Origin of the sequence: Amycolatopsis keratiniphila (genome assembly GCF_000400635.2) — a bacterium.
Taxonomy (GTDB): Bacteria; Actinomycetota; Actinomycetes; order Mycobacteriales; family Pseudonocardiaceae; genus Amycolatopsis; species Amycolatopsis keratiniphila.
The window spans coordinates 8,739,907-8,758,906 of record NC_021252.1 but is presented as its reverse complement, the minus strand read 5'-3'; the positions used below and the strand labels follow the sequence as shown (position 1 = coordinate 8,758,906).

Here is a 19,000-nt window from a genome sequence, read left to right as displayed (position 1 = left end):
CCTACGCCCCTTTGAAGTTCTTGATCGCGGCGGTCGCGACCTTGGTCGCCATTCCGCACGCGTCGGAAAACCCGGGGTGCCTCATCGACAGGCGCGGAATCACGGTGTACACAAGGTCGTTCCGAATACCGACCGCCAACGTGCAGGTGCCTTCGTCCTCACCGCCGTTGGCATAGATGACCGCCGGATAGCCCTCGATGGGGTCGACCGGCTTGAAAGTGGTGAGACCACCGGACTTGTGCTGCGCGTAGAGAGAGCTGAGGCCGTCCTTGTTGCCGGTCACGAGTCCGGCATTGACGTTGCTGGGGCTCCCGGCGAACAACCAGGTGCAACCGTTGCCCAAGGCCATCTTGTCCAGACGGGAACTTTCGACCTTGCCGCCGACCTCTTCCACTTGAGCAGTCGGGATCGCGCGGCAAGGGTCTGTCTCGACCGCGGAGGTGTCAGTGATCGGATCAGTCACACTCGGTGCGCCATCGGAAGGCAGTGTCGAGGAGGACGGCGCGGTGGGCGCCGGAGTTCCGGTGTTTCCCGGATTCTTGTCGCTGCAACCGCCGGACAGCGCGACCACGGCGATGGTCGCGGCGATCATGGGAATGGCTCGAGGTCGCATCAGTCGACTTTTCCGATCTGGCGAAGCGCGTCGATCGCCGCTTGGTCTTGATTCTGATAGGCCGTTTTGATCTCGATCAGAGTGCTCACGTAGGCGTCCGTGTAGGCGCGGGCGCCCCGAAGGAAGTCTTGATATGACCGACCGGAATTGATGGCGGCTTGCGTGTAGCCCTCACTGCCGACCTCTGCACCCGGCGGCTTGATCTGGGTCAGCCATGTCGCTTCGTTCTGGGCGATCGAGAAGTCTCCTTGAAGGCAATCCTCAAGAGACTTGATCACCTTGTCCATGGCCTCGGCATCGAACTCCCAGCCGCCGTTCGCCGAGGCGGCTGCGAAGTCGGCCTTGGCCTGCCCAGTGCCCAGATCGCGGTAGTCGGGCGTCGCCGACGACCCGGGTCCGTTGGCCTGGTCATTGGCCCCCTGTGGGCCGCTTCCCGGTCCTGTCATGACGTGCCTCCCCGCACGGGCCGCGTTGGGCGCGACCTACCCGTAGTTCCCTGCTGACTCCAACCGGTGACGATAGCAGCAGGTAAACCGTAGATCTGCACCTTCGCTGAAGATCACCATCGAAAGATGGGATGGCTGGCGTAGTTTGCCGCGAAAGGCGGTTTTGCCTGATCAGGACTTCTTGAGGTGCTTGATCGCGGCGGCGGCCACCTTGGCTGCCAAGCCGCAGGGGTCTGAATAGGACGGGTGCTCGCTGGAAAGCCGCGGGATCACGTGGTAGACGAGGTCGTCCCGAACACCGACGGCGAGAGTGCAGTTCCCCTTGCCTTCACCCCCGTTGGCGTATACGACGGCGGGGTATCCGTCGATGGGTTCCACTGGTTTGAAGGTCGTGAGACTTCCCGAAGCGTGCTGCGCGTAGATGGCGCTTAGTCCGTCCTTGTTGCCCATGACAAGACCGGCATTGACCGTGGTCGGGCTCAATTCGAAGACCCAGGTGCAAGCCTTGCCCGCGGTCATGTCTTCCGCGCGGGTCCGCTTGACCTTCCCCGCGATGGATTCGATCTCAGCGCCGGGAATGGCTGCGCACGGCTCTGATTCGACAGCCGAGGTGTCCGCGATCGGATCTGTCACTGCAGGAGCTCCGGCGGATGGAAGCCCGGCAGAAGAGAGCGCGCCGGTCGCAGGCGGAGGCTCGGCCTTCTTGTCGCTGCAACCTCCGAGCAATGTGACCGATGCCAGCATTGTCAATGGTAGGAAGGCGGCTGTGGGTCGCATCAGGCGGTCTTTCCAATCTGGCGGAGGGCGTCGGGGCAACCTAGCCTTCGTTACATGGGCTCGATCAGAACTCCCAGCAAGCGTCCGCTGAAGCCGCCGCGAAGTCGGTCTTAACCCTGTCCGGTTGCCCAACTCGCCGTAGTTCGCGGCGGGCCAGGAGTTGTCAGCGCGTGGGCCATCCGCGGCATCACCCCGAGCCTGCGGCGACGCCCCGGCTGTCTGTCGCCGTGGATCTCCCAGGTGCTGTAGGTCATTGCGCCGCCCTGAGGTGCTGAACTGCATACCGACCGAGTTTGGCGGCCATGCCGCACGGGTCAGACCGGTTCGGGTTGCCGGTCCCAGGGGTCGCGACGATCGTGTACATGAGGTCGTTACGGACACCGACCGCGAGGTTGCAGGCATAGCTGCGCTCGCCGCCGTTCGCGAAGACAACCGAGGGATAGCCGTCGATCGGTTCCGATGGCTTGAACGTCGTGAGGCCGCTGCCCTGCGCGTTCAACGCGTACAGATGGCTCAGACCATCACGTTCACCGGTGTTCATCCCCGCGCTGACCGTGCCCAGCCCGTTGGCGAACACCCAGGTGCAGACCTTGCCGGAGGACAGGTGTTCCACCCGGGATCGGTCCATCGGACCACCACCGAAAGCTTGGACCTGATCGCTCTTCACGACGCTGCAAGGGTCGGCTTCGGCAGCGGCGGTGTCCAAGGGCTTTTCGACGTTTGGCGCGCCGGCCCTTGGTAGCGAGGTCGATTGCCCGACAGACGGCGAAGGGGCCGGCGTTGTCGGGTTGCCTTTGGAGCCGCTGCATGCACTGACGAGTAGCGCCGCTGTCGCCAAAATCAAAAGGGCAGAAGGCGATCCCGTTCCTGAAGGACGGTGGCGTGGATTGGACCATGTCGAGGTCATTGGGCGACCTTCAAGTGCTGGATCGCGAACGCGGCGAACTGTCCGAGAAGGTCACAGGGAGCTTCGTACTGAGGGTTCCCCTTGAAGAGTTGCGTGGTCAGGACGTACATCAGGTCATCGCGAACTCCGATGGCGAGATTGCACACGCCGGCTCCTTCGCCGCCGTTGGCATAAATGACGCCTGGATATCCGCTGATCTCGCCGACCGGCTCGAATGTGGTCAAACCGCTGCCTTGAGCTTTGAGCGCGTAGAGGTGGCTGAGTCCGTCCGGTTCACTGACATTCAGGTTGCCGGTCACCGTCCCGGAGGCTTCCGTGAAGATCCACAGGCACCCTTTACCTCCCGCGATTACCTGAGGTTCAGCCGTCTTGAGGGTGACCCCCGTGCTGCGGACCTGCGGTTCTGTCGCTGCGGCGCAGGCATCGGACTCCAGCGCTGAGGTCTTCAGGGGATTCGAAACCTTGGGTGCACCTGCCCTCGGCAGGGATGTGGCGTCGCGTGCGGACGCCACTGGTACCGCTGTCCCGCCGGATTTGGCACCGCAAGCAGTGGCAAGGAGCAGGGCCACCGCAGTGAGAACGTAGGTGACAAGGACGCGCATCACAGACGGTCGATCAACTCGATCTCGGCGGCGACCACGCTGTACGGATCCATCTCGACGGCCGCTGTCTCGGTGATCGGATTCGCCACGGCGAACTCCGCCCGACGACAGCTTCGTTGTCCTGGTCATGTCGTGCCTCCCCGCACGGGCCGCGAAGGGCGCGACCTACCCGTGGTCCACCACTGACTCCGGTGAGTGACCGTAGCAGCGAACCGCCGCCCCGGCGGCGAATCCGGTCAAGATCACCGCCGCGGACGCAAACGACCTGTTCCAGCACCCGAGGCGGCCGTTCTGCCGTCGCGTTCCCGTGGCATGTTCCGGTCTACTGTCCCGGGCCACTTGCGAACCCCGTGCGTGATCGGCTTCGCTTGAGGCCGAAGGACGACGGGGGAGGGAAGCGAAACGATGCCGGGTTTTCGGCGCAACAACGGGCCGCGTGATCCGGGGGAAGGTGACCAGAACGGCGACGCGTCCCTGCCGCCGCTCGACCCGTTCGACCCGAACCCCGACAAGCGGTACGAGGTCCCGGCGTCCGAGCTGATGAAGCCGGGGACGACTGGGCTGCTCCGGTGGCGCCGCCAGACGACCAACGCGCCGATCGTGCAGGTCGAGGACGCGTACATCACCGGGACGCTCGATCTGCGCGCCGCCGACATCAAGTATCTGTTCCGCTTCGAGCGGTGCCGGTTCGAGCATCCGCCGGACGTCCGCGAGGCGCATCTGCTCGGGCTCGTGTTCCGCAAGTGCTGGCTCCCCGGCCTCAAGGCGCGCAATCTCCGCACCCGCAACGACGTCCGCCTCATCCGCAGTGTCGTGCACGTCGACGCCGAGCACGAGATCGAGGAGACCACGGTCCAGCGCGGCGACGATCGCGAGCGCGGGATGCCCAACGCGGCGGTCAATCTCACCGACGCGGTCATCGAGGGTTCGGTCGTGCTGACGCGTACGGTGATCACTCATCCGCGCGGCAAGGCGATCCAGGCCGACCGGGTCAACATCGTCGGCGCGCTGCTGGCGTATCGGTTGGTGGCCAACGGAGAAGTCCGCATCCCGGGTATGCGGGCCGGCGGTAACGTCAACTTTTCCGGCGCGACGCTGAACAACCGGGACGGCTTCGCGCTCAACGGCAACGGCATCCACATCGGCGGCAGCCTGCTGTGCGAGGTGGACAACTACGGGCCCGCCGCGCAGCGGAAACGCTTCTCCGCCAGTGGGATCATGTACCTGCCGAGCGCCACTGTGGACAGTGACATCATTTTCCGCGAGGCCAAGCTTTCGGTGAACCAGTCCGGGCCGATCGTCGTCGACGCGTGGAAGTCGAACGATCCGTACATCGATCCGCGGCCGGCGTTGGTCGCGGACCGTTCGACGGTCAACGGAAACCTCGAGCTGAGCGACGGCATGCAGGCCACCGGGACGCTGCGGATGGTCAACGCCCGCATCGGCGGTTCGCTGCGGTTGGCCGGCGCCGAGGTCCAGGTCGTCCGCGGGCAGAGCATTCCCTACTACGACCGCGCCATCCACCTCGACGGGACCACCATCGGCGGCGACCTCGAGGCGACGAGCCTGCGGGTGCCGTCCGGGCAGCTGCGCATGGCCGACATCACCGTCGGTGGCAACGTGCTGGCGTGGAACTCGATGTTCCTGCACCCGCGCCGCGACGTCTTTTCCGCGCGACGCGCGAAGATCGCGGGCAACTTCCAGCTCACGGACGCGACCGTCCAGGGCACCTTGCGGCTGCAGGGTGCGGAGATCGGCGGCAGCGTGAACCTCTTCGGCACGAGCCTGACCGAGCCCGGTGCGCGCACGCGGACCAGCTACTCGCTGGACGTCCGCACGGCGCGGATCGGCCGGGATCTGATCCTCACCGAGAACAAGGAACGCCCGTTCGTCGCGCAGGGCGGAGTCAACCTCGACGGCGCGCAGATCGCACGACGCGTCGACTTCCGCGGCGCCCGGCTCGGTTCCCTGCCGCAGCACGGGATCGCGCTCGACGGCAGTGACGTGTCGGCCGACGAATTCCTGCTCACGCCCGCCGTTCCACCGGACGGCCGCATCGTGCTGCGCCGGGCGCATTGCGGGACGCTGGGCGACAACGAGGCGTTCTGGGCGTCGGCGACGGGGATCGAGCTGGAGGATTTCCGTTACGACGCATTGCAAGAGGACATCGCGCTCGACGACGACCGGGCGATCGACCATCGGATCGCCTTGCTGCGCAAAGCGATGGACGGTTACCGGCCCGGTCCCTACGACCAGCTGGCGGCGACGCTGCGCGCGTCCGGTAATGAAGAGCACGCCTCCACGGTGCTGCTGAAGAAACAGCAGTTCCGATACGAGGCGCTCGCGAAGGGCTTCAAGTTCTTCGGGCCCGGCGTGCACGTGTGGAGCTGGTTGCAGCGGTCCATGGTCGGCTACGGCTTCCGTCCGGTGCGTGCGCTCGGCTGGCTGCTGACGCTGCTCGTGCTGGGCAGTCTGTGGTTCGGCTTCGGGGTCGACGACTGTGTCACCAAACCCAATCTCACCGTGAGCGGGCCGCGCTGCCTGGTCAACCAGGACGACACCGGGCTGCAATGGAACCCGGTGCTGTACACGATCGACCTGCTGGTCCCGATCGTCGATTTCGGCAACAAGTCACGCTGGTACATGCACGGTATGGACAACTGGGTCGCCGCCGGGTTCACCGCGTCGGGCTGGGTGCTGGCGACGACGGTCGCGGCCGGGATCAGTCGCATGCTCCGCCGCGACAACTGAGGGTATTTCACATACCCTCAGTACGGAGGTAAGTCATGACGGAGCCCAGTGCCACCGGAAAAATCGCGATCGCCGCCCCGCCCGGGAAGGTGTATTCCCTGGTCAGCGACCCGGGTGCGCTCGCGGGTATGGCCGAGGAATACGAGGGGCACCGCTGGGTCGGTGCCGCGGAGGCCGCCGTCGGCGCCAAATTCCGCGGCCGAAACCGCCGTGGGTTCCGTCGCTGGAGCACGCTCTCGACGATCACGGACGCCGACGAGGGCAAGCGGTTCGCGTTCGAGGTGACCACCTTCGCCGGCCTTCCCGTCGCGCGCTGGCAGTACGACATCGAGGCCTCTGGCGACGGGTGCGTGGCCGTCGAGAGCACGTGGGATCGGCGGCCGGGCTGGCTTCGCGGGCCGACGTCGCTGTTCACCGGGGTCTGGAAGCGGGACGACGCCAACCGGGCGAACATCGCCGCGACGCTGGCCCGGCTGAAGGCCGCCGCCGAATCCTGACCCATACCACGGCGGGTCGCGGATCACCGAAAAGAGCAAGGGACCTTTGCTACCACTTGGGGCACATGTGGTGACGTCCCACGTCCAACCGCACGACATGTAGCGGTCCCAACCCGAAAACTCAAGTCATGAACGGACCGTTCATTCGACGAACCGCGACCAGAACTCGACGTGCCGCGGCCCGCCCTCCGGAGGCGGACCCAGCGGCTGGCCGCAGAAGTCGTGCTGCAGGTATCCCCGCAGGTCGTAGCCGTAATAGACGATGTCGGTCTGATACACCGAAAGCACCGGATTTCCCGAGCTCCCGGCGATCCCGGGCAGATACCGGTGCCCGCAGACGGGCACCAGCTGCGGGGCGAGCGCCAGGTGCGATCGGGCCCGCGCAAGCGCGTCGGCGAGGTCGATCGGGCGCATGCCCCAGTCCGGCAGCCAGAAGCCGTTGTGTTCGACGTCGTAAAGCACCCCGTCGACCGGCCAGGCCAGGCGTTTTCGCAGTTGATCGGGGTTACCGCAGCGCCAGTCCGGCCAGCGGTCGCCGATCGGCACCCCGGCGGACAGGAACGTCCGGTGGTCGGCGGCGAACCGGAAGCCGAAGCGGGCTTCGACGTCGTCGAGCTCGGCCTCGCTCAACCCGGGACGCACGGGTTCGGCCAAGCTCGCCTGGAGGTCGTGTGCCTCCTCGATGGTGAAGGCGTGCTCAACAGTGGACATGTGTTCGAGCCTAAATTGCACAACGCGAAGGCGCCTTCCCTTTTAACACCCCTCCCTCATCACCCACATGGGCATCCTCCCGAGGGGTGAGCTCGCCCTCTCAACGCCTGGACCTCGGAACAGCACGGCCGAGCGTGTAGTTCACTCATGTCGTGACTTCCCCACGAACGCAGTCCCGTGTGCGCGCGCCCGAGCTCGCCGGTGACGGGTGGCTCAACACCGGCGGCGAGCGGATCACGCTCGCCGGGCTGCGCGGCCGCGTCGTCCTGCTGGACTTCTGGACCAGCGGCTGCATCAACTGCCTGCACGTGCTGGACGAGCTGCGCCCGCTGGAGGCCGAGTTCGCCGACGTCCTGGTGACCATCGGCGTGCATTCGCCCAAGTTCCTGCACGAGGGCGAGGCGGCCGCGATCGAAGCCGCCGTACGGCGTTACGAGGTGCACCACCCGGTCCTCAACGACCCGAAGATGACCACCTGGTCGCAATACGCGGTCAAGGCGTGGCCGACGCTGGTCGTCGTGGACCCCGAGGGTTACGTCGTCCACGTCGCCGCCGGCGAGGGACACGCCGAGGCGCTGCGCCGGGTGATCGCCGACCTCGTCGCGACCCACGAGGCCAAGGGCACGCTCCGCCGCGGCGGCAGCCCGTACGTCCCGGCCGAGGAGCAGCCCACCGAGCTGCGTTTCCCGAGCAAGGCCGTCACCACCGCCGAAGGCCGCATCCTGGTCGCCGACACCGGCAACCACTCCATCGTCGAGTTCGCCTCCGACGGCGAGACCATCATCCGCCGCTTCGGCAGCGGTGAGCGCGGCGCGCAGGACGGCCCCTTCGACCTGGCGAGCTTCACCGAGCCGTCCGGGATCACCTTGCTGCCGTACGAGGTCGCCGAGCGCGCGGGCTATCACGCCGTCGTCGCCGACACGGCCGGTCACCGGCTGCGCGGTATCGACCTGATCACCGGCGAGGTCTCCACCGTCGCCGGCACCGGCCGCCAGTGGCGCGACGGTGTCGACACCGGCAAGGCGCTCGACATCGACCTCACGAGCCCCTGGGACGTCGCCTGGTGGGGCCCCGCGGGCGGCGTCGTGGTCGCCATGGCGGGCAACCACACGCTGAGCGTGTTCGAGCCGGTCTCGGGCACCATCCGCCGCTTCGCCGGCACGACCGTCGAAGGGCTGCGTGACGGCGACGTCCACGAAGCGTTCTTCGCGCAGACGTCCGGCCTGACGCCCGACGGGCAGAAGCTGTGGCTCGCGGACGCGGAGACGTCGGCGCTGCGCTGGATCCAGCCCGAGGGTGAGACGTTCACCGTGCACACCGCGGTCGGCGTCGACCTGTTCTCCTTCGGCCACGTCGACGGACCCGCCGACAAGGCCCTCCTGCAGCATCCGCTCGGCCTCGCCTTGCTGCCCGGCGACACCGTCGCCATCGCCGACACCTACAACGGCGCCGTCCGCCGTTACGACCCGCTCACCCGCCAGGTCACCACGCTCGCGACCGGGCTCGCGGAGCCGTCCGGGCTGCTGGTGCACGACGGCGAACTGCTGGTCGTCGAGTCGGCGGGCGGCCGGATCGGGCCGGTGCCGCTCGGGGAGCAGGCCGTGGCGGGCGACGCGCACGCGGTCCGTCGTCCGCCGACCGTGCTGGCGCCGGGTGAGCTGGAGTTCTCCGTCGTCTTCACCCCGCCGCCCGGCGAGAAGCTCGACGACCGGTTCGGCCCGTCGACGCGGCTGGAGATCAGCGCGTCGCCGCCGGAACTGCTCGCCGACGGCGCCGGGGTGGGCACGGACCTGTTCCGCAAGCTCCGCTTCGCCGAGGGCGTCACCGGAGGGGTGCTGCAGGTCGTCGCGCAGGCGGCGAGCTGTGACGACGGCGGCGAGCATCCCGCCTGCCGCATCACCCGCCAGGACTGGGGCGTGCCGGTGCGGTTCGAAACCGGAGGAGAAAGCGTGCTGAGCCTGGTCATGGCGGGCGACCCGGGTAAGTAGAGTCGTACCTGTGTCAGATCGGCCGAAACTCGAGATTCAGATGCTGCAGGACAGGGTGCTCGTGAAGCTGTCCCCCGAGGACGGGGAGCGCCGAAGTTCCGGCGGCATCGTCATCCCCGCCACCGCGCAGGTGGCGCGGCGGCTCGCGTGGGGTGATGTACTGGGCGTGGGCAACAGTGTGCGGAACGTCAAGACCGGCGATCGCGTGCTGTTCAACCCGGACGACCAGCACGAGGTCGAGATCCAGGGCGAGGGGCATCTGGTGATGCGGGAACGCGACATCCACGCCGTGGCCACCGAACGGACCGAACACGGCACGGGGTTGTACCTGTAACTCGAGCCACGGGAGGGGTGGTGAGGGGCGGTGCGCGAAGACCATGACGAGCCGGGCACCGACCTGTTCACCGAAGACCTCCTCTCGGCGCCCGAAACCGATGAGGGCCTGGTAGACGAGCTCTTCGAGGGCGACAGGGTGGTGCATCCGCCGCCGACGCCCGCGTCGAAATTCCGCAGGGGGCTTGGCAAGGCCCTGATGCTCACCGGCGTGCTCATGGGCCTGTTCGTGCTCCTGTACGCGGTCGATCTGATCGTCAGCGCCGGGGACGTCCCGCGCGGCGTCACGGTCGCCGGGATCGACGTCGGCGGTCTCACGCACAAGGAGGCCGAGTCGAAGCTGCGCCGTGAGCTGGAGCCGAGGCTGATCGAGCCGGTCCGGGTGCGGGCGGGCGACGTCCGCACGGTGCTGTACCCGACGTCGTCCGGGCTCGGCCTGGACTGGCCGCAGACGCTGGGCCGCGCCGGCCATCAGCCGCTGAGCCCGTACACGCGGCTGATGTCGTTCTTCACCAGCCGCGAGGTCGGCGTCGTCACCTGGACCGACGCGCCGAAGCTCGAAAAGGCCGTCTCAGACCTCGCCGCCACGAAGCTGAACCGTCCGCCGGTCGAAGGGAGCATCACCTTCCGGCCGATCGCGGGCACCGACGGCGGGGTCGTCCCGGCCGCGGTCGAGCCGCGGAACGGGCAGACCCTCGCCGACCTCAAGGAGGCGGTCGCCGCGGTCACCGACGGCTGGCTGAGCGACAACGGTGTCGAGCTGGAGGTGAACGTCGCGCCCGTGAAGGCGACTTCGCCGGGGGTGCACGCGGCGCTCGTCAAGATCGTCGTCCCGGCGGTCGCGAAGCCGCTGCTCATCCGCGGTGAAGGCAAGGACGCGACGCTGAAACCGGACGTGATCGCGGGCTCCTTCCAGTTCGCCGCGCGCGACGACGGCAACCTCGAAGTGCGGATCGACCAGAGCAAACTGCGGGCGGTGGCGCAGCCGCAGCTCAAGGAGACCGAGACCGACGGCGCCGACGCGCAGATCGTCTTCGTCGGCGACAGACCGGCCGTCCAGCCGTCGAAGGACGCGAGGAAGGTCAACTGGGACCTCACGTTCTCGTCGCTGACCTCGACGCTCGCCAAGAGCGAAGAGCGGGAGCTGAAGGCGGTCTACGACGCCAGCAGCCCGGCCGTCAGCACCGAGGCGGCGAACGTCCTCGGCATCAACGAGGTCATCGGCGAGTTCACCACGTCGGGGTTGAGCGGTCCGGCGATGACGAACGTGCAGGCGCTGGCCGCCAGGGTCTCCGGCACCATCGTGAAGCCGAACGAGCGGTTCAGCCTCGGCGCGCGGTCCGGGCCGAGGACGGCGGACGCGGGCTACGTCCCCGCCCCGGTGAACGAGGACGGCACCGGGCCGGTCGTGGTCGGCGGCGGCGTCTCACAGCTCGCGACGACGCTCTACAACGCCGCGTACCTGGCGGGCCTCGCCGACGGTGGTCACCTGGAGCACGACAACTACCTGGACCGGTATCCGGTCGGGCGCGACGCCAAGGCGATCAACACCGACGGAACGCCGGTCGACCTGCAGATAGTCAACGATGCCCCGACCGGCATCGCGATCCAGGCGATCCCCGCCAACGGCTCGGTGACGGTGCGGATCTGGGGTACGAAACGGTTTTCGGTGCAGAGCGTCGCCGGTGAACGGCATTCGTACGTCCCCCAGCCGGTGCAGATGGGCTCGGGGCCCGGCTGCGTCCCGGATCCCGGCGCGGCCGGGTTCAGCACCTCGGACACCCGCGTGCTCGTCGACGTCGTCACCGGTACGGAGGTCCGCCGGGAGACCCGCAACGCGACCTATTCACCGAGGGCCACGATCATCTGCGCCTGAGTGCCTGTAGGCGAACCCGCCTCCGCGATCGACGTCGGCAGGGCGCCGCCTGGTCTTTCCCGTCACGACGGCGGATCAGGCGCCCTGCCACCGCGATAGCGGGGCCTTCGGCCAGGGCGGGTTCACGCGTTCGGCCACTTTCGGAGTACGTCCTCAGCTCCGCCAACGGGCCTGAGGTTCACCGCAGCACCATGCAGCCCCGCGCCTCGAAGTCCGCGAGCCATGGAGGCTCGCGCAGTTCCTTGTTCCACCGCAGATCTAGTTTGTCCAATTTGGACAGCCGGGTGATGGACTCCGGCAGCGAGGTGAGCCGGTTCTCCCGCAGGTCCAGCTGGCGCAGCTCGCTCAGGTCGCCGATGGAGGACGGCAAGGAGGTCAGCAGGTTCTTCCGCAGGTGCAGTTCGCGTAGCGCCGAAAGCGTCCCCATCGATTCCGGGATCCCGGTCAATCCGTTGCCGTACAAGCGGAATTCGCGCAGCGAAGCCAACCCGGAGAGGTCTTCCGGAAGCGTGGGGATGCGATTGTCCGTGCACCCCAGGTATTTCAGCCGCCCGAGCGAGCACAGCGCGGCGGGGAACTCGGTCAGCCGGTTGTCGCTCACGTAAAGGTATTCCGTCAGCCCGGAAAGCTCGCCGAGCTCGTCCGGCAGGGTGGAAAGCTCGTTGTGCCCCAGATCCAGCGTGTGCAGATTCCGCAAGGCGCCGATGGCGGACGATACGGAGGTCAGCCGGTTGGTGGCCAGATTCAGCACGCGGAGTCCGGAAAGCGACCACAGCTCGTCGGGAACGGACGTCAGCCGGTTGTCGTACAGATCCAGGTACTCAAGCGTCGCTGGGAGGGAGATGCCGGACAGGGAGGTCAGCCCCTGGCCACCGAGTTCGAGTCGAGTGGTCACAGGGGCCGACCGTAGTCCTGGGTCAGGTCGCGGCGCGATGCCCGCCCTTGACCTTGGCGTAGATCGCGGCCGCGGCGATCACGCCGACGACGGCCGCGCCGACCTGGAAGGCGTGCCGGATCCAGTCGATGCCGGGGGTGTCACGGACCCCGAACACGCCGGCCAGCCAGTTGCCGATGAACGCGGCGATGATGCCGACCACGATCGTCAGCCACATCGGGATCTTCTGATCGCCGGACGCCAGCATCCGGCCGATGACGCCGAGGATCAGCCCGACCACGATCGTGGTGATGATGCCCCAAAGGCCACCCAACATGGTTCCTCCTTCGCTGGAGAATCGAGTGAACCCACGGTGACACCGAAACCGGCTCGTCGCGCCTCAAGCCCCCTTACCGGGTGACACTGCGGCGTCCGTAAAGGTTCGCGGCCAGCGTGACCCCGATACCGGCGATGACGATCTGGGTGATGAGTTCGAGCCAGTCGAAGCCCTTCGTGTCCGCGTAGCCGAGCCCGCGGGCGATCGCGGTGCCGATGAAGGCGGCGACGATACCGACGACGATGGTCAGCCAGATCGGGATGGACTGCTTGCCGGGGGCGAAGAACCTGCCGAGCACCCCGAGGATCAAACCGACCACGATCGCCGTGATGATGCCGGTGACTGTCATTGAGACTCCTTTGCCGAGGTCTCCGCCAATGGGCGGACTCAGCACGGAAATTCCCCCGGAATTCCTCCTCGAAACCACGAAGAGCCCCCTCCGGGCCGGAGAGGGCTCTTCGTCACTAAACCGTTTAGAACGCGGCTTCGGGGATGTCCATGAGGCTGTTGTCCGCGGCCTCGACGATCGCGCGGCGCGAAGTCAGCTCCGGCAGCACGTTCTTCGCGAAGAACGACGCCACGGCGAGCTTGCCCTCGTAGAACGGGACGTCCTTCGCCGACGCGCCCGAGTCGAGCTTGCCGATGGCGACCTCGGCGTGCTTGATGAGCTGCCAGCCGATGAGCAGGTCGCCGACCGACATCAGCAGGCGGACCGTGTGCTGGCCGACCTTGTTGATGTTCTGCGGGTCTTCCTGCGACGAGGTCAGGTAGCCGATCAGCGAGCCGAGCATGCCCTGGGTGTCCTCGAGCGCCTGCTTGAGCAGACCGCGCTCGTTCTTGAGCCGCCCGTTGCCGATCTCCGACTCGATGGTCTTCGTGATCTCCCCGGCGACGTAGGCCAGCGAAGCGCCCTTGTCGCGGACGATCTTGCGGAAGAAGAAGTCCAGCGACTGGATGGCCGTGGTGCCTTCGTACAGCGAGTCGATCTTCGCGTCACGGATGTACTGCTCGATCGGGTAGTCCTGCAGGAAGCCCGACCCGCCGAGGGTCTGCAGCGACTGCACGAGCTGCTCGGTCGCGCGCTCGGAGCCGACGCCCTTGACGATCGGCAGCAGCAGGTCGTTGACGCCGTGCGCGATCTTCTGCGAGGCCTCGTCGCCTTCGCCGGTCCACACCTGGTCCTGGAAGGTCGCGGTGTAGAGGTACACCGCGCGCAGGCCCTCGGCGTACGCCTTCTGCAGCATCAGCGAGCGGCGGACGTCCGGGTGGTGGGTGATGGTGACGCGCGGCGCCGCCTTGTTCAGCATGTTCGGCAGGTCCGCGCCCTGGACGCGCTCCTTGGCGTACTCGAGCGCGTTGAGGTAACCGGTCGACAGCGTCGCGATGGCCTTCGTGCCGACCATCATGCGGGCGTACTCGATGACCTGGAACATCTGCGCGATGCCGTCGTGCACCTCGCCGAGCAGCCAGCCCTTGGCGGGGGTGCCGTGCTGGCCGAAGGTCAGCTCGCAGGTGGTGGAGGCCTTGATGCCCATCTTGTGCTCGACATTGGTGACGAAGGCGCCGTTGCGCTCGCCCAGCTCACCGGTCTCGCCGTCGAAGTGGAACTTCGGCACGAGGAAGAGCGAAAGGCCCTTGGTGCCGGGCTTGGTCTCGATGCCGGGGCCCTCGGGGCGGGCCAGTACCAGGTGCATGATGTTCTCGACCATGTCGTTCTCGGCCGAGGTGATGAACCGCTTCACGCCGTCGATGTGCCAGGAGCCGTCCTCCTGCTTGACGGCCTTGGCGCGGCCGGCGCCGACGTCGGAACCGGCGTCGGGCTCGGTGAGCACCATGGTGGCGCCCCAGCCGCGGTCGATCATGATCTGCGCCCAGCGCTTCTGCTCGTCGGTGCCGTTCTTGTCGACGATGCCGGCGAAGTTCGGGCCCGCCATGTACATGAACAGCGGCGCGTTGGCACCGAGGATCAGCTCGGCCGCGGCCCACTGCACGGTCGGGGGCAGGCCGAAGCCGCCCAGCTCGTTCGGCAGGCCCAGCCGCCACCATTCGCCGTCCATCAGCGCCTGGTAGCTCTTCTTGAACGACTCGGGGATCTTCACCGAGAAGGTCTTCGGGTCGTACACCGGCGGGTTGCGGTCCGCGTCGGCGTACGAGTCGGCGAGGGGACCGGAAGCGAGCTTGTTCAGCTCGGTCAGCACGCCGCGGGCGGTCTCCTCGTCGGATTCCGCGAGGACGCCCTTGCCGAGGCGGTCCTGCACGCCGAGGACCTCGAAGAGGTTGAACTCCAGGTCTCGGACGTTGCTCTTGTAGTGGCCCATTTCGTCACTCCAATGTGTTCGGCTCCCCGGCCGGGCACACGTCCCTACTCGCCGGTAACATCAGGATATTACCTGTGGGTAACCGGCGGCAAGTGAATGGCCACTGTTGTGATGTGGAAATCAGCAATTTGGGGGTCTAGGTGCTGGTTCAGCGGGGTGACGGCGCGATCGAAGCGGCGGCGGCCGGTTCGACCGGGGTGTGCGCGTCGTCGGGATTCGCCACCAGGATGCCGGAGCGGAACGCGATCGTCACCGCGTGTGTGCGGTCGCGGGCCGAAAGCTTGCGCAGGATGCTCTTGACGTGCGTCCGCACGGTTTCGACGGACAGGAACAGGATCTTCGCGATCCCGGAGTTCTCCAGCCCTTCTGCCACCAGCTGCAGGACCTGGTACTCGCGGCGGGACAGCGGCATCAGGCCGCGCGCGGCCGCCGGCTTGGGGGCGTCGCCGGGCTTCGGGAGGACGGGCTGGCGCTTCGGCCGTGCCGTCAGCGCGGCGAGCGTCGGATCGATGTAGCGGCGGTCGCTGTGCGCGCGCCGGATCGCCTCGGCGAGATGCCGCCCGTCGGTCGCCCGCGGCACGATGGCGTGCACGCCGGCCGCGATCGCCGCGGCGAGGTACTGCTGGGTGCGGTTGGTGTCCCTGATCATCGTGATGATGACCAGCGCCGGATCGCCGCCGCTGAGCAGCCGGGACAGATGGCAGTTCGGGTCGAGCGCCGAATCCAGCACGATGACGTCCGGTTTGAGCTGCTCGCACAGCTGGAGCGCGGCGTGATGGCTCGCCGCGTGGCCGAGCCAGGTCAGCCCCGGCGTGCGGTGGACCAGCGAGCTCAATCCCTCGCAGAAGATCGGGATCGGATCGACGGCGGCCACGCCGAGTCCGCGGCCGCCTGGCGACAGTCCGCCAGGCCTGCCGGCCTGCGTTCGGTTCGGCTCGATGCTTCGCATCACGGACCCCTCCGTTTTCGTGCCCGCCATCTCCGGACGAGAGGACTCGGAAGTCCATTCGGTGACCACTGCCCCCCGGCGTGGTCACCCTCGCCAACCGGTCCCCCCTGCGGGACCGGACAGAGATGACACCTCGTAACTATTACGAGTCAGTAGGTCGGGGCACGTGACGCGATATCCCCCTCATAGATGTATCGCCTCGTCGCAGCAAACTCTGCGTATCGGCTGGTTGTGGATCTCTTGCTCAAATGAGCGCGCCGACGGGAGAATCTGACCCGATCGCTACTCAGAGTGGACTTCGGCGCGGAGGCGCCCGAACTCGTCGCCGAGCGCGGCGGGCGTCCAATGCGCGTTCAACCCGCTCGGATTCGGCAGCACCCAGACCCGCGCGCCGCCGATCTCGCCGTCCTGCGGGCCGATCTTCGCCTTCGGCAGGCCGAACGCGGTCCGGTAGGCCGTGATCCCGACCACCGCGAGCCAGCGCGGCCGGTATTCGGCGACCCTCGCGGTGAGGAGACGGCCGCCTTCCCGGAACTCGTCCGGCGTCAGCTCGTCGGCCCGTGCCGTCGTCCGCGCGACGACGTTCGTGATGCCGAGACCGAGGGCGAGCAGTTCGTCCTGTTCGCTGGGATCGAGCAGGCGCGGGGTGAAGCCGCCGCGGTACAGCGCGGGCCAGAACCGGTTCCCCGGCCGGGCGAAGTGCAGGCCGAGGGCGCCCGAGTAGAGGCCGGGGTTGATCCCGCAGAACAACACGTCCAGATCGGGCGCGATGACGTCGTCGATGGTCTTGCCGTAGGCGGCGGCCAGCTCGTCCTTGGTCGGTTTGGTCCTCACCCGGCCAGTTTCCGGCACGCTGGCGGGTATGGAACAAGGGGCGTTCACGGCGGACGGCTGTTCGGTGGAGGTGTACCGGCTGTTGCCGCCCGGCGACGAGCCGGGCATCGTGCACGCGGCGGCCCCGGCGGGGGCTCCGATCCTGGAACTCGGCAGCGGCGCCGGGCGGGTCACCCACGCGCTGATGGAGTTGGGGCATCGGGTGGTCGCGGTGGACGACTCGCCGGAGATGCTCGCCCACGTCCGCGCCGAGACGGTGTGCTCGAAGATCGAAGACCTGCGGCTCGGCCGGGTCTTCGACGTGGTGCTGCTCGGCAGCCACCTGATCAACACCGCCTCGGAAGCCGATCGGGCGGCCTTCCTGGCCACCGCCCGCGCGCATGTGGCGCCCGGCGGGCGGGTGCTCGTCGAATGGCATCCGCCGGAGTGGTTCGACTCGGTCCGCGACGGTCAAGGTGGCGCGCTCGGCGAGGTCGACGTCCGGCTCGGCCGGGTCTCCCGTGACGGAGACCTGCTGTCGGCCGTCGTGCGCTACACGGCGGGCAACCGATGGTGGAGCCAGGCCTTCACCTGCCGACGGCTGGACCCGCCGGCCCTGAAAGCCGCTCTGACCAGCGCAGGCCTGGTCTTCGAACGCTGGCACACCGAAGACCGGACGTGGTTCTCCGCGAATCCCGAGTGACCCGGGACACCCACTTTCGTCTCAAGGGGTGGTCAACTCAGCACGATGTGCGTACTGTTTGTGATCTCGCACACAAGGTCGTCTTCGAGGAGGAGTTTTGCAGCTCTCGCTCATCCTCGGCGTGGTCGCGTTGATCTTCGTGGTGGCCACCGTGCTGGTGATCGCGGAAGACCGGCGGGCCGCGCGGCGCGCGGCCCAGCGACGGCAGGCGAGGCTAGCGGATCTGGGCGAGGTCGACCCGCTCGCGGCGCGGAAGCTGAAGCTCGACCGTTGAGGGGACGGGCTTCCGCACGAGGCTGAGCAGCAGTGCCCCGGCGATCCAGCCGAGCATCGCGCCACCGGTGTTGTTGAGCAGGTCGTCGACGTCGAAGATCCGGTAGACGTAGGGCGCGGTGCCGAAGTTCGCGGTCAGCTGCGCGACTTCGATCAGCAGTGAAGCGGCGAAGCCGATCAGCGTCGTGCCGACGAGGCCGCGCTTCCAGAGCGTCCTGGCGAAGAAGCCGAGCGGGACGAACAGCAGCACGTTCATGGTGGCCTGCTGGAAGGTCTGCGTGGTGAACCAGTCGGCCATCGGCAGCCCGTGCTTGAGCAGTTCGGTGTGGATGTCGGCGACCCACTGGAACGGGTTCAGCTGCACGGTCTGGCTCAGCCGTTTGACACCCGGGCCGGGCAGCGGCAGGAAGGTCACGGCCAGCGTCATGGTCCCGTAGAGCAGCACGGCGGCCATGGTCAGGACGGGACGAAGCCGCACTCGGCCGTGCCGCGCGTGCAGCACGATCAGCTGCGGGATCAGCACCGTCGCCCAGAGCGCGAAGAAGCCGATCAAGCCGTACTGCAGGGCGGTGACCTGTGCGTTCGTCATGACCATGACGTTATGGATCACGAGGGGGTCGCCACTTCGGTCGAAGGGCCGCGGCGGTCGGCGCCGGATCGGCCGAGTGGCCGACCCCGATCTTGGCCGATCGGCGATATTCGTTCCGCGGTCAGCCCGCCGACGTGGGATTCTGCCCGGATGCTGCTCGTTCGACGGCTCGTCCCCTCGGACCTCGACGTCTTCCGCGAGGTCCGCCTGCGTGCCCTGACGGACACCCCCGAGAACTACGGCTCGATCGCCGCGGCCGAAAGCGCGCAATCGGATGAGGAATGGCTCGCGAAGCTGGAGGGCGACGTCTGGTTCGCCGCCTTCGACGACGGGCGTCCGGTCGGTCTCGTCGCCGGCCGGGCGCGGGACGACGGCTGGATCGTCTACTCGATGTGGGTCGCGCCCGAAGCCCGGGGCCGCGGGCTGGGCACCAGGCTGATGGGCGAGGTGCGGTCGGCCGCCGAAGACGACGGCGCGCGTGAGGTGTGGTTGCACGTCGCGGAGGACAACGACCGGGCGCGGCGGCTGTACCTGAAGCTGGGCTTCATCGCGACGGGTGAACTGGAACCGATGCCGAACGACGTCACCCGTCGGCGCGAACGTCTTTATTTACCTGTTACCGCCGGTAGCAGTAAATAGCTTA

21 protein-coding genes are annotated in these 19,000 nt (G+C 67.5%); 8 read left to right on the top strand and 13 right to left on the bottom strand.

Features of this window, described 5'->3' with window-relative positions; genetic code table 11:
* Position 1 precedes the first annotated feature (1 nt).
* From AORI_RS80775 to AORI_RS83175, 5 genes are all read right to left on the bottom strand, one after another.
* Positions 2–592 (bottom strand): DUF3558 domain-containing protein, encoded by a 591-nt coding sequence (locus AORI_RS80775; protein ID WP_016338194.1) that lies wholly within the window; start codon positions 590–592, stop codon positions 2–4.
* Positions 593–612: 20 nt separating this feature from the next.
* Positions 613–1,059, bottom strand: coding sequence for a hypothetical protein (locus AORI_RS80770; RefSeq protein WP_016338193.1), 447 nt, complete (start codon positions 1,057–1,059; stop codon positions 613–615).
* A gap of 171 nt (positions 1,060–1,230) precedes the next feature.
* The gene (locus tag AORI_RS80765; RefSeq protein ID WP_081809754.1) at positions 1,231–1,803 is read right to left on the bottom strand and encodes a DUF3558 domain-containing protein; all 573 of its coding nucleotides are present in this window, start codon (positions 1,801–1,803) and stop codon (positions 1,231–1,233) included.
* A 283-nt stretch (positions 1,804–2,086) separates the two neighbouring features.
* On the bottom strand, positions 2,087–2,743 hold the full coding sequence (locus tag AORI_RS80760; protein WP_123798694.1) for a DUF3558 domain-containing protein: 657 nt from the start codon (positions 2,741–2,743) through the stop codon (positions 2,087–2,089).
* Positions 2,740–3,345, bottom strand: a complete 606-nt coding sequence (locus tag AORI_RS83175) for a DUF3558 domain-containing protein (protein WP_081809826.1) — start codon at positions 3,343–3,345, stop codon at positions 2,740–2,742. Before AORI_RS83175 ends, AORI_RS80760 begins: the two co-directional genes overlap by 4 nt.
* Before the next feature lie 405 nt (positions 3,346–3,750).
* Here AORI_RS83175 and AORI_RS80750 point away from each other — a divergent pair, with 405 nt between their 5' ends.
* On the top strand, positions 3,751–6,096 hold the full coding sequence (locus AORI_RS80750) for a hypothetical protein (protein WP_016338189.1): 2,346 nt from the start codon (positions 3,751–3,753) through the stop codon (positions 6,094–6,096).
* 35 nt (positions 6,097–6,131) lie between these two features.
* On the top strand, positions 6,132–6,593 hold the full coding sequence (locus tag AORI_RS80745; protein WP_016338188.1) for an SRPBCC family protein: 462 nt from the start codon (positions 6,132–6,134) through the stop codon (positions 6,591–6,593).
* 141 nt (positions 6,594–6,734) lie between these two features.
* Here AORI_RS80745 and AORI_RS80740 read toward each other — a convergent pair whose 3' ends face one another.
* Entirely contained in the window at positions 6,735–7,304 is a 570-nt protein-coding gene (locus AORI_RS80740) for a hypothetical protein (RefSeq protein ID WP_016338187.1), read from the bottom strand.
* A 179-nt stretch (positions 7,305–7,483) separates the two neighbouring features.
* Here AORI_RS80740 and AORI_RS80735 point away from each other — a divergent pair, with 179 nt between their 5' ends.
* From AORI_RS80735 to AORI_RS80725, 3 genes are read left to right on the top strand one after another with little or no spacing between them, the layout of a single operon-like run.
* Positions 7,484–9,292, top strand: coding sequence for an NHL domain-containing thioredoxin family protein (locus AORI_RS80735; protein WP_016338186.1), 1,809 nt, complete (start codon positions 7,484–7,486; stop codon positions 9,290–9,292).
* Between the two features lie 40 nt (positions 9,293–9,332).
* Positions 9,333–9,626, top strand: a complete 294-nt coding sequence (locus AORI_RS80730; RefSeq protein WP_007032412.1) for a GroES family chaperonin — start codon at positions 9,333–9,335, stop codon at positions 9,624–9,626.
* Between the two features lie 30 nt (positions 9,627–9,656).
* Complete coding sequence (locus AORI_RS80725) at positions 9,657–11,501, top strand: VanW family protein (protein ID WP_016338184.1); 1,845 nt, start codon at positions 9,657–9,659, stop codon at positions 11,499–11,501.
* A gap of 178 nt (positions 11,502–11,679) precedes the next feature.
* On the opposite strand, the gene AORI_RS80720 is transcribed toward AORI_RS80725, so the two are convergent.
* From AORI_RS80720 to mug, 6 genes are all read right to left on the bottom strand, one after another.
* Complete coding sequence (locus tag AORI_RS80720) at positions 11,680–12,396, bottom strand: leucine-rich repeat domain-containing protein (protein ID WP_016338183.1); 717 nt, start codon at positions 12,394–12,396, stop codon at positions 11,680–11,682.
* Positions 12,397–12,418: 22 nt separating this feature from the next.
* A complete protein-coding gene (locus AORI_RS80715) occupies positions 12,419–12,712 on the bottom strand; it encodes a GlsB/YeaQ/YmgE family stress response membrane protein (RefSeq protein ID WP_016338182.1) in 294 nt (97 codons plus the stop codon).
* A 73-nt stretch (positions 12,713–12,785) separates the two neighbouring features.
* Positions 12,786–13,061, bottom strand: a complete 276-nt coding sequence (locus AORI_RS80710; RefSeq protein ID WP_016338181.1) for a GlsB/YeaQ/YmgE family stress response membrane protein — start codon at positions 13,059–13,061, stop codon at positions 12,786–12,788.
* Positions 13,062–13,185: 124 nt separating this feature from the next.
* Positions 13,186–15,030: an acyl-CoA dehydrogenase gene (locus tag AORI_RS80705; RefSeq protein ID WP_016338180.1), complete on the bottom strand. Its 1,845-nt coding sequence runs from the start codon at positions 15,028–15,030 to the stop codon at positions 13,186–13,188.
* 148 nt (positions 15,031–15,178) lie between these two features.
* Complete coding sequence (locus tag AORI_RS80700; protein ID WP_043848468.1) at positions 15,179–15,979, bottom strand: response regulator transcription factor; 801 nt, start codon at positions 15,977–15,979, stop codon at positions 15,179–15,181.
* A gap of 282 nt (positions 15,980–16,261) precedes the next feature.
* A complete protein-coding gene (gene mug, locus AORI_RS80695) occupies positions 16,262–16,813 on the bottom strand; it encodes a G/U mismatch-specific DNA glycosylase (RefSeq protein WP_016338178.1) in 552 nt (183 codons plus the stop codon).
* Positions 16,814–16,841: 28 nt separating this feature from the next.
* Between mug and AORI_RS80690 the strand changes: the two genes are divergently transcribed.
* The gene (locus tag AORI_RS80690) at positions 16,842–17,495 is read left to right on the top strand and encodes a class I SAM-dependent methyltransferase (protein WP_016338177.1); all 654 of its coding nucleotides are present in this window, start codon (positions 16,842–16,844) and stop codon (positions 17,493–17,495) included.
* 97 nt (positions 17,496–17,592) lie between these two features.
* Positions 17,593–17,769, top strand: a complete 177-nt coding sequence (locus AORI_RS83970) for a hypothetical protein (RefSeq protein WP_167337785.1) — start codon at positions 17,593–17,595, stop codon at positions 17,767–17,769.
* Here the strand turns inward: AORI_RS83970 and AORI_RS80685 are convergent.
* Positions 17,710–18,357: a VanZ family protein gene (locus AORI_RS80685; RefSeq protein WP_043849260.1), complete on the bottom strand. Its 648-nt coding sequence runs from the start codon at positions 18,355–18,357 to the stop codon at positions 17,710–17,712. The two genes, AORI_RS83970 and AORI_RS80685, sit on opposite strands and share 60 nt — an antisense overlap.
* 150 nt (positions 18,358–18,507) lie before the next feature.
* On the opposite strand from AORI_RS80685, the gene AORI_RS80680 reads away from it, so the two are divergent.
* Positions 18,508–18,996, top strand: coding sequence for a GNAT family N-acetyltransferase (locus tag AORI_RS80680; RefSeq protein WP_016338175.1), 489 nt, complete (start codon positions 18,508–18,510; stop codon positions 18,994–18,996).
* The last annotated feature ends 4 nt before the right edge of the window (positions 18,997–19,000 follow it).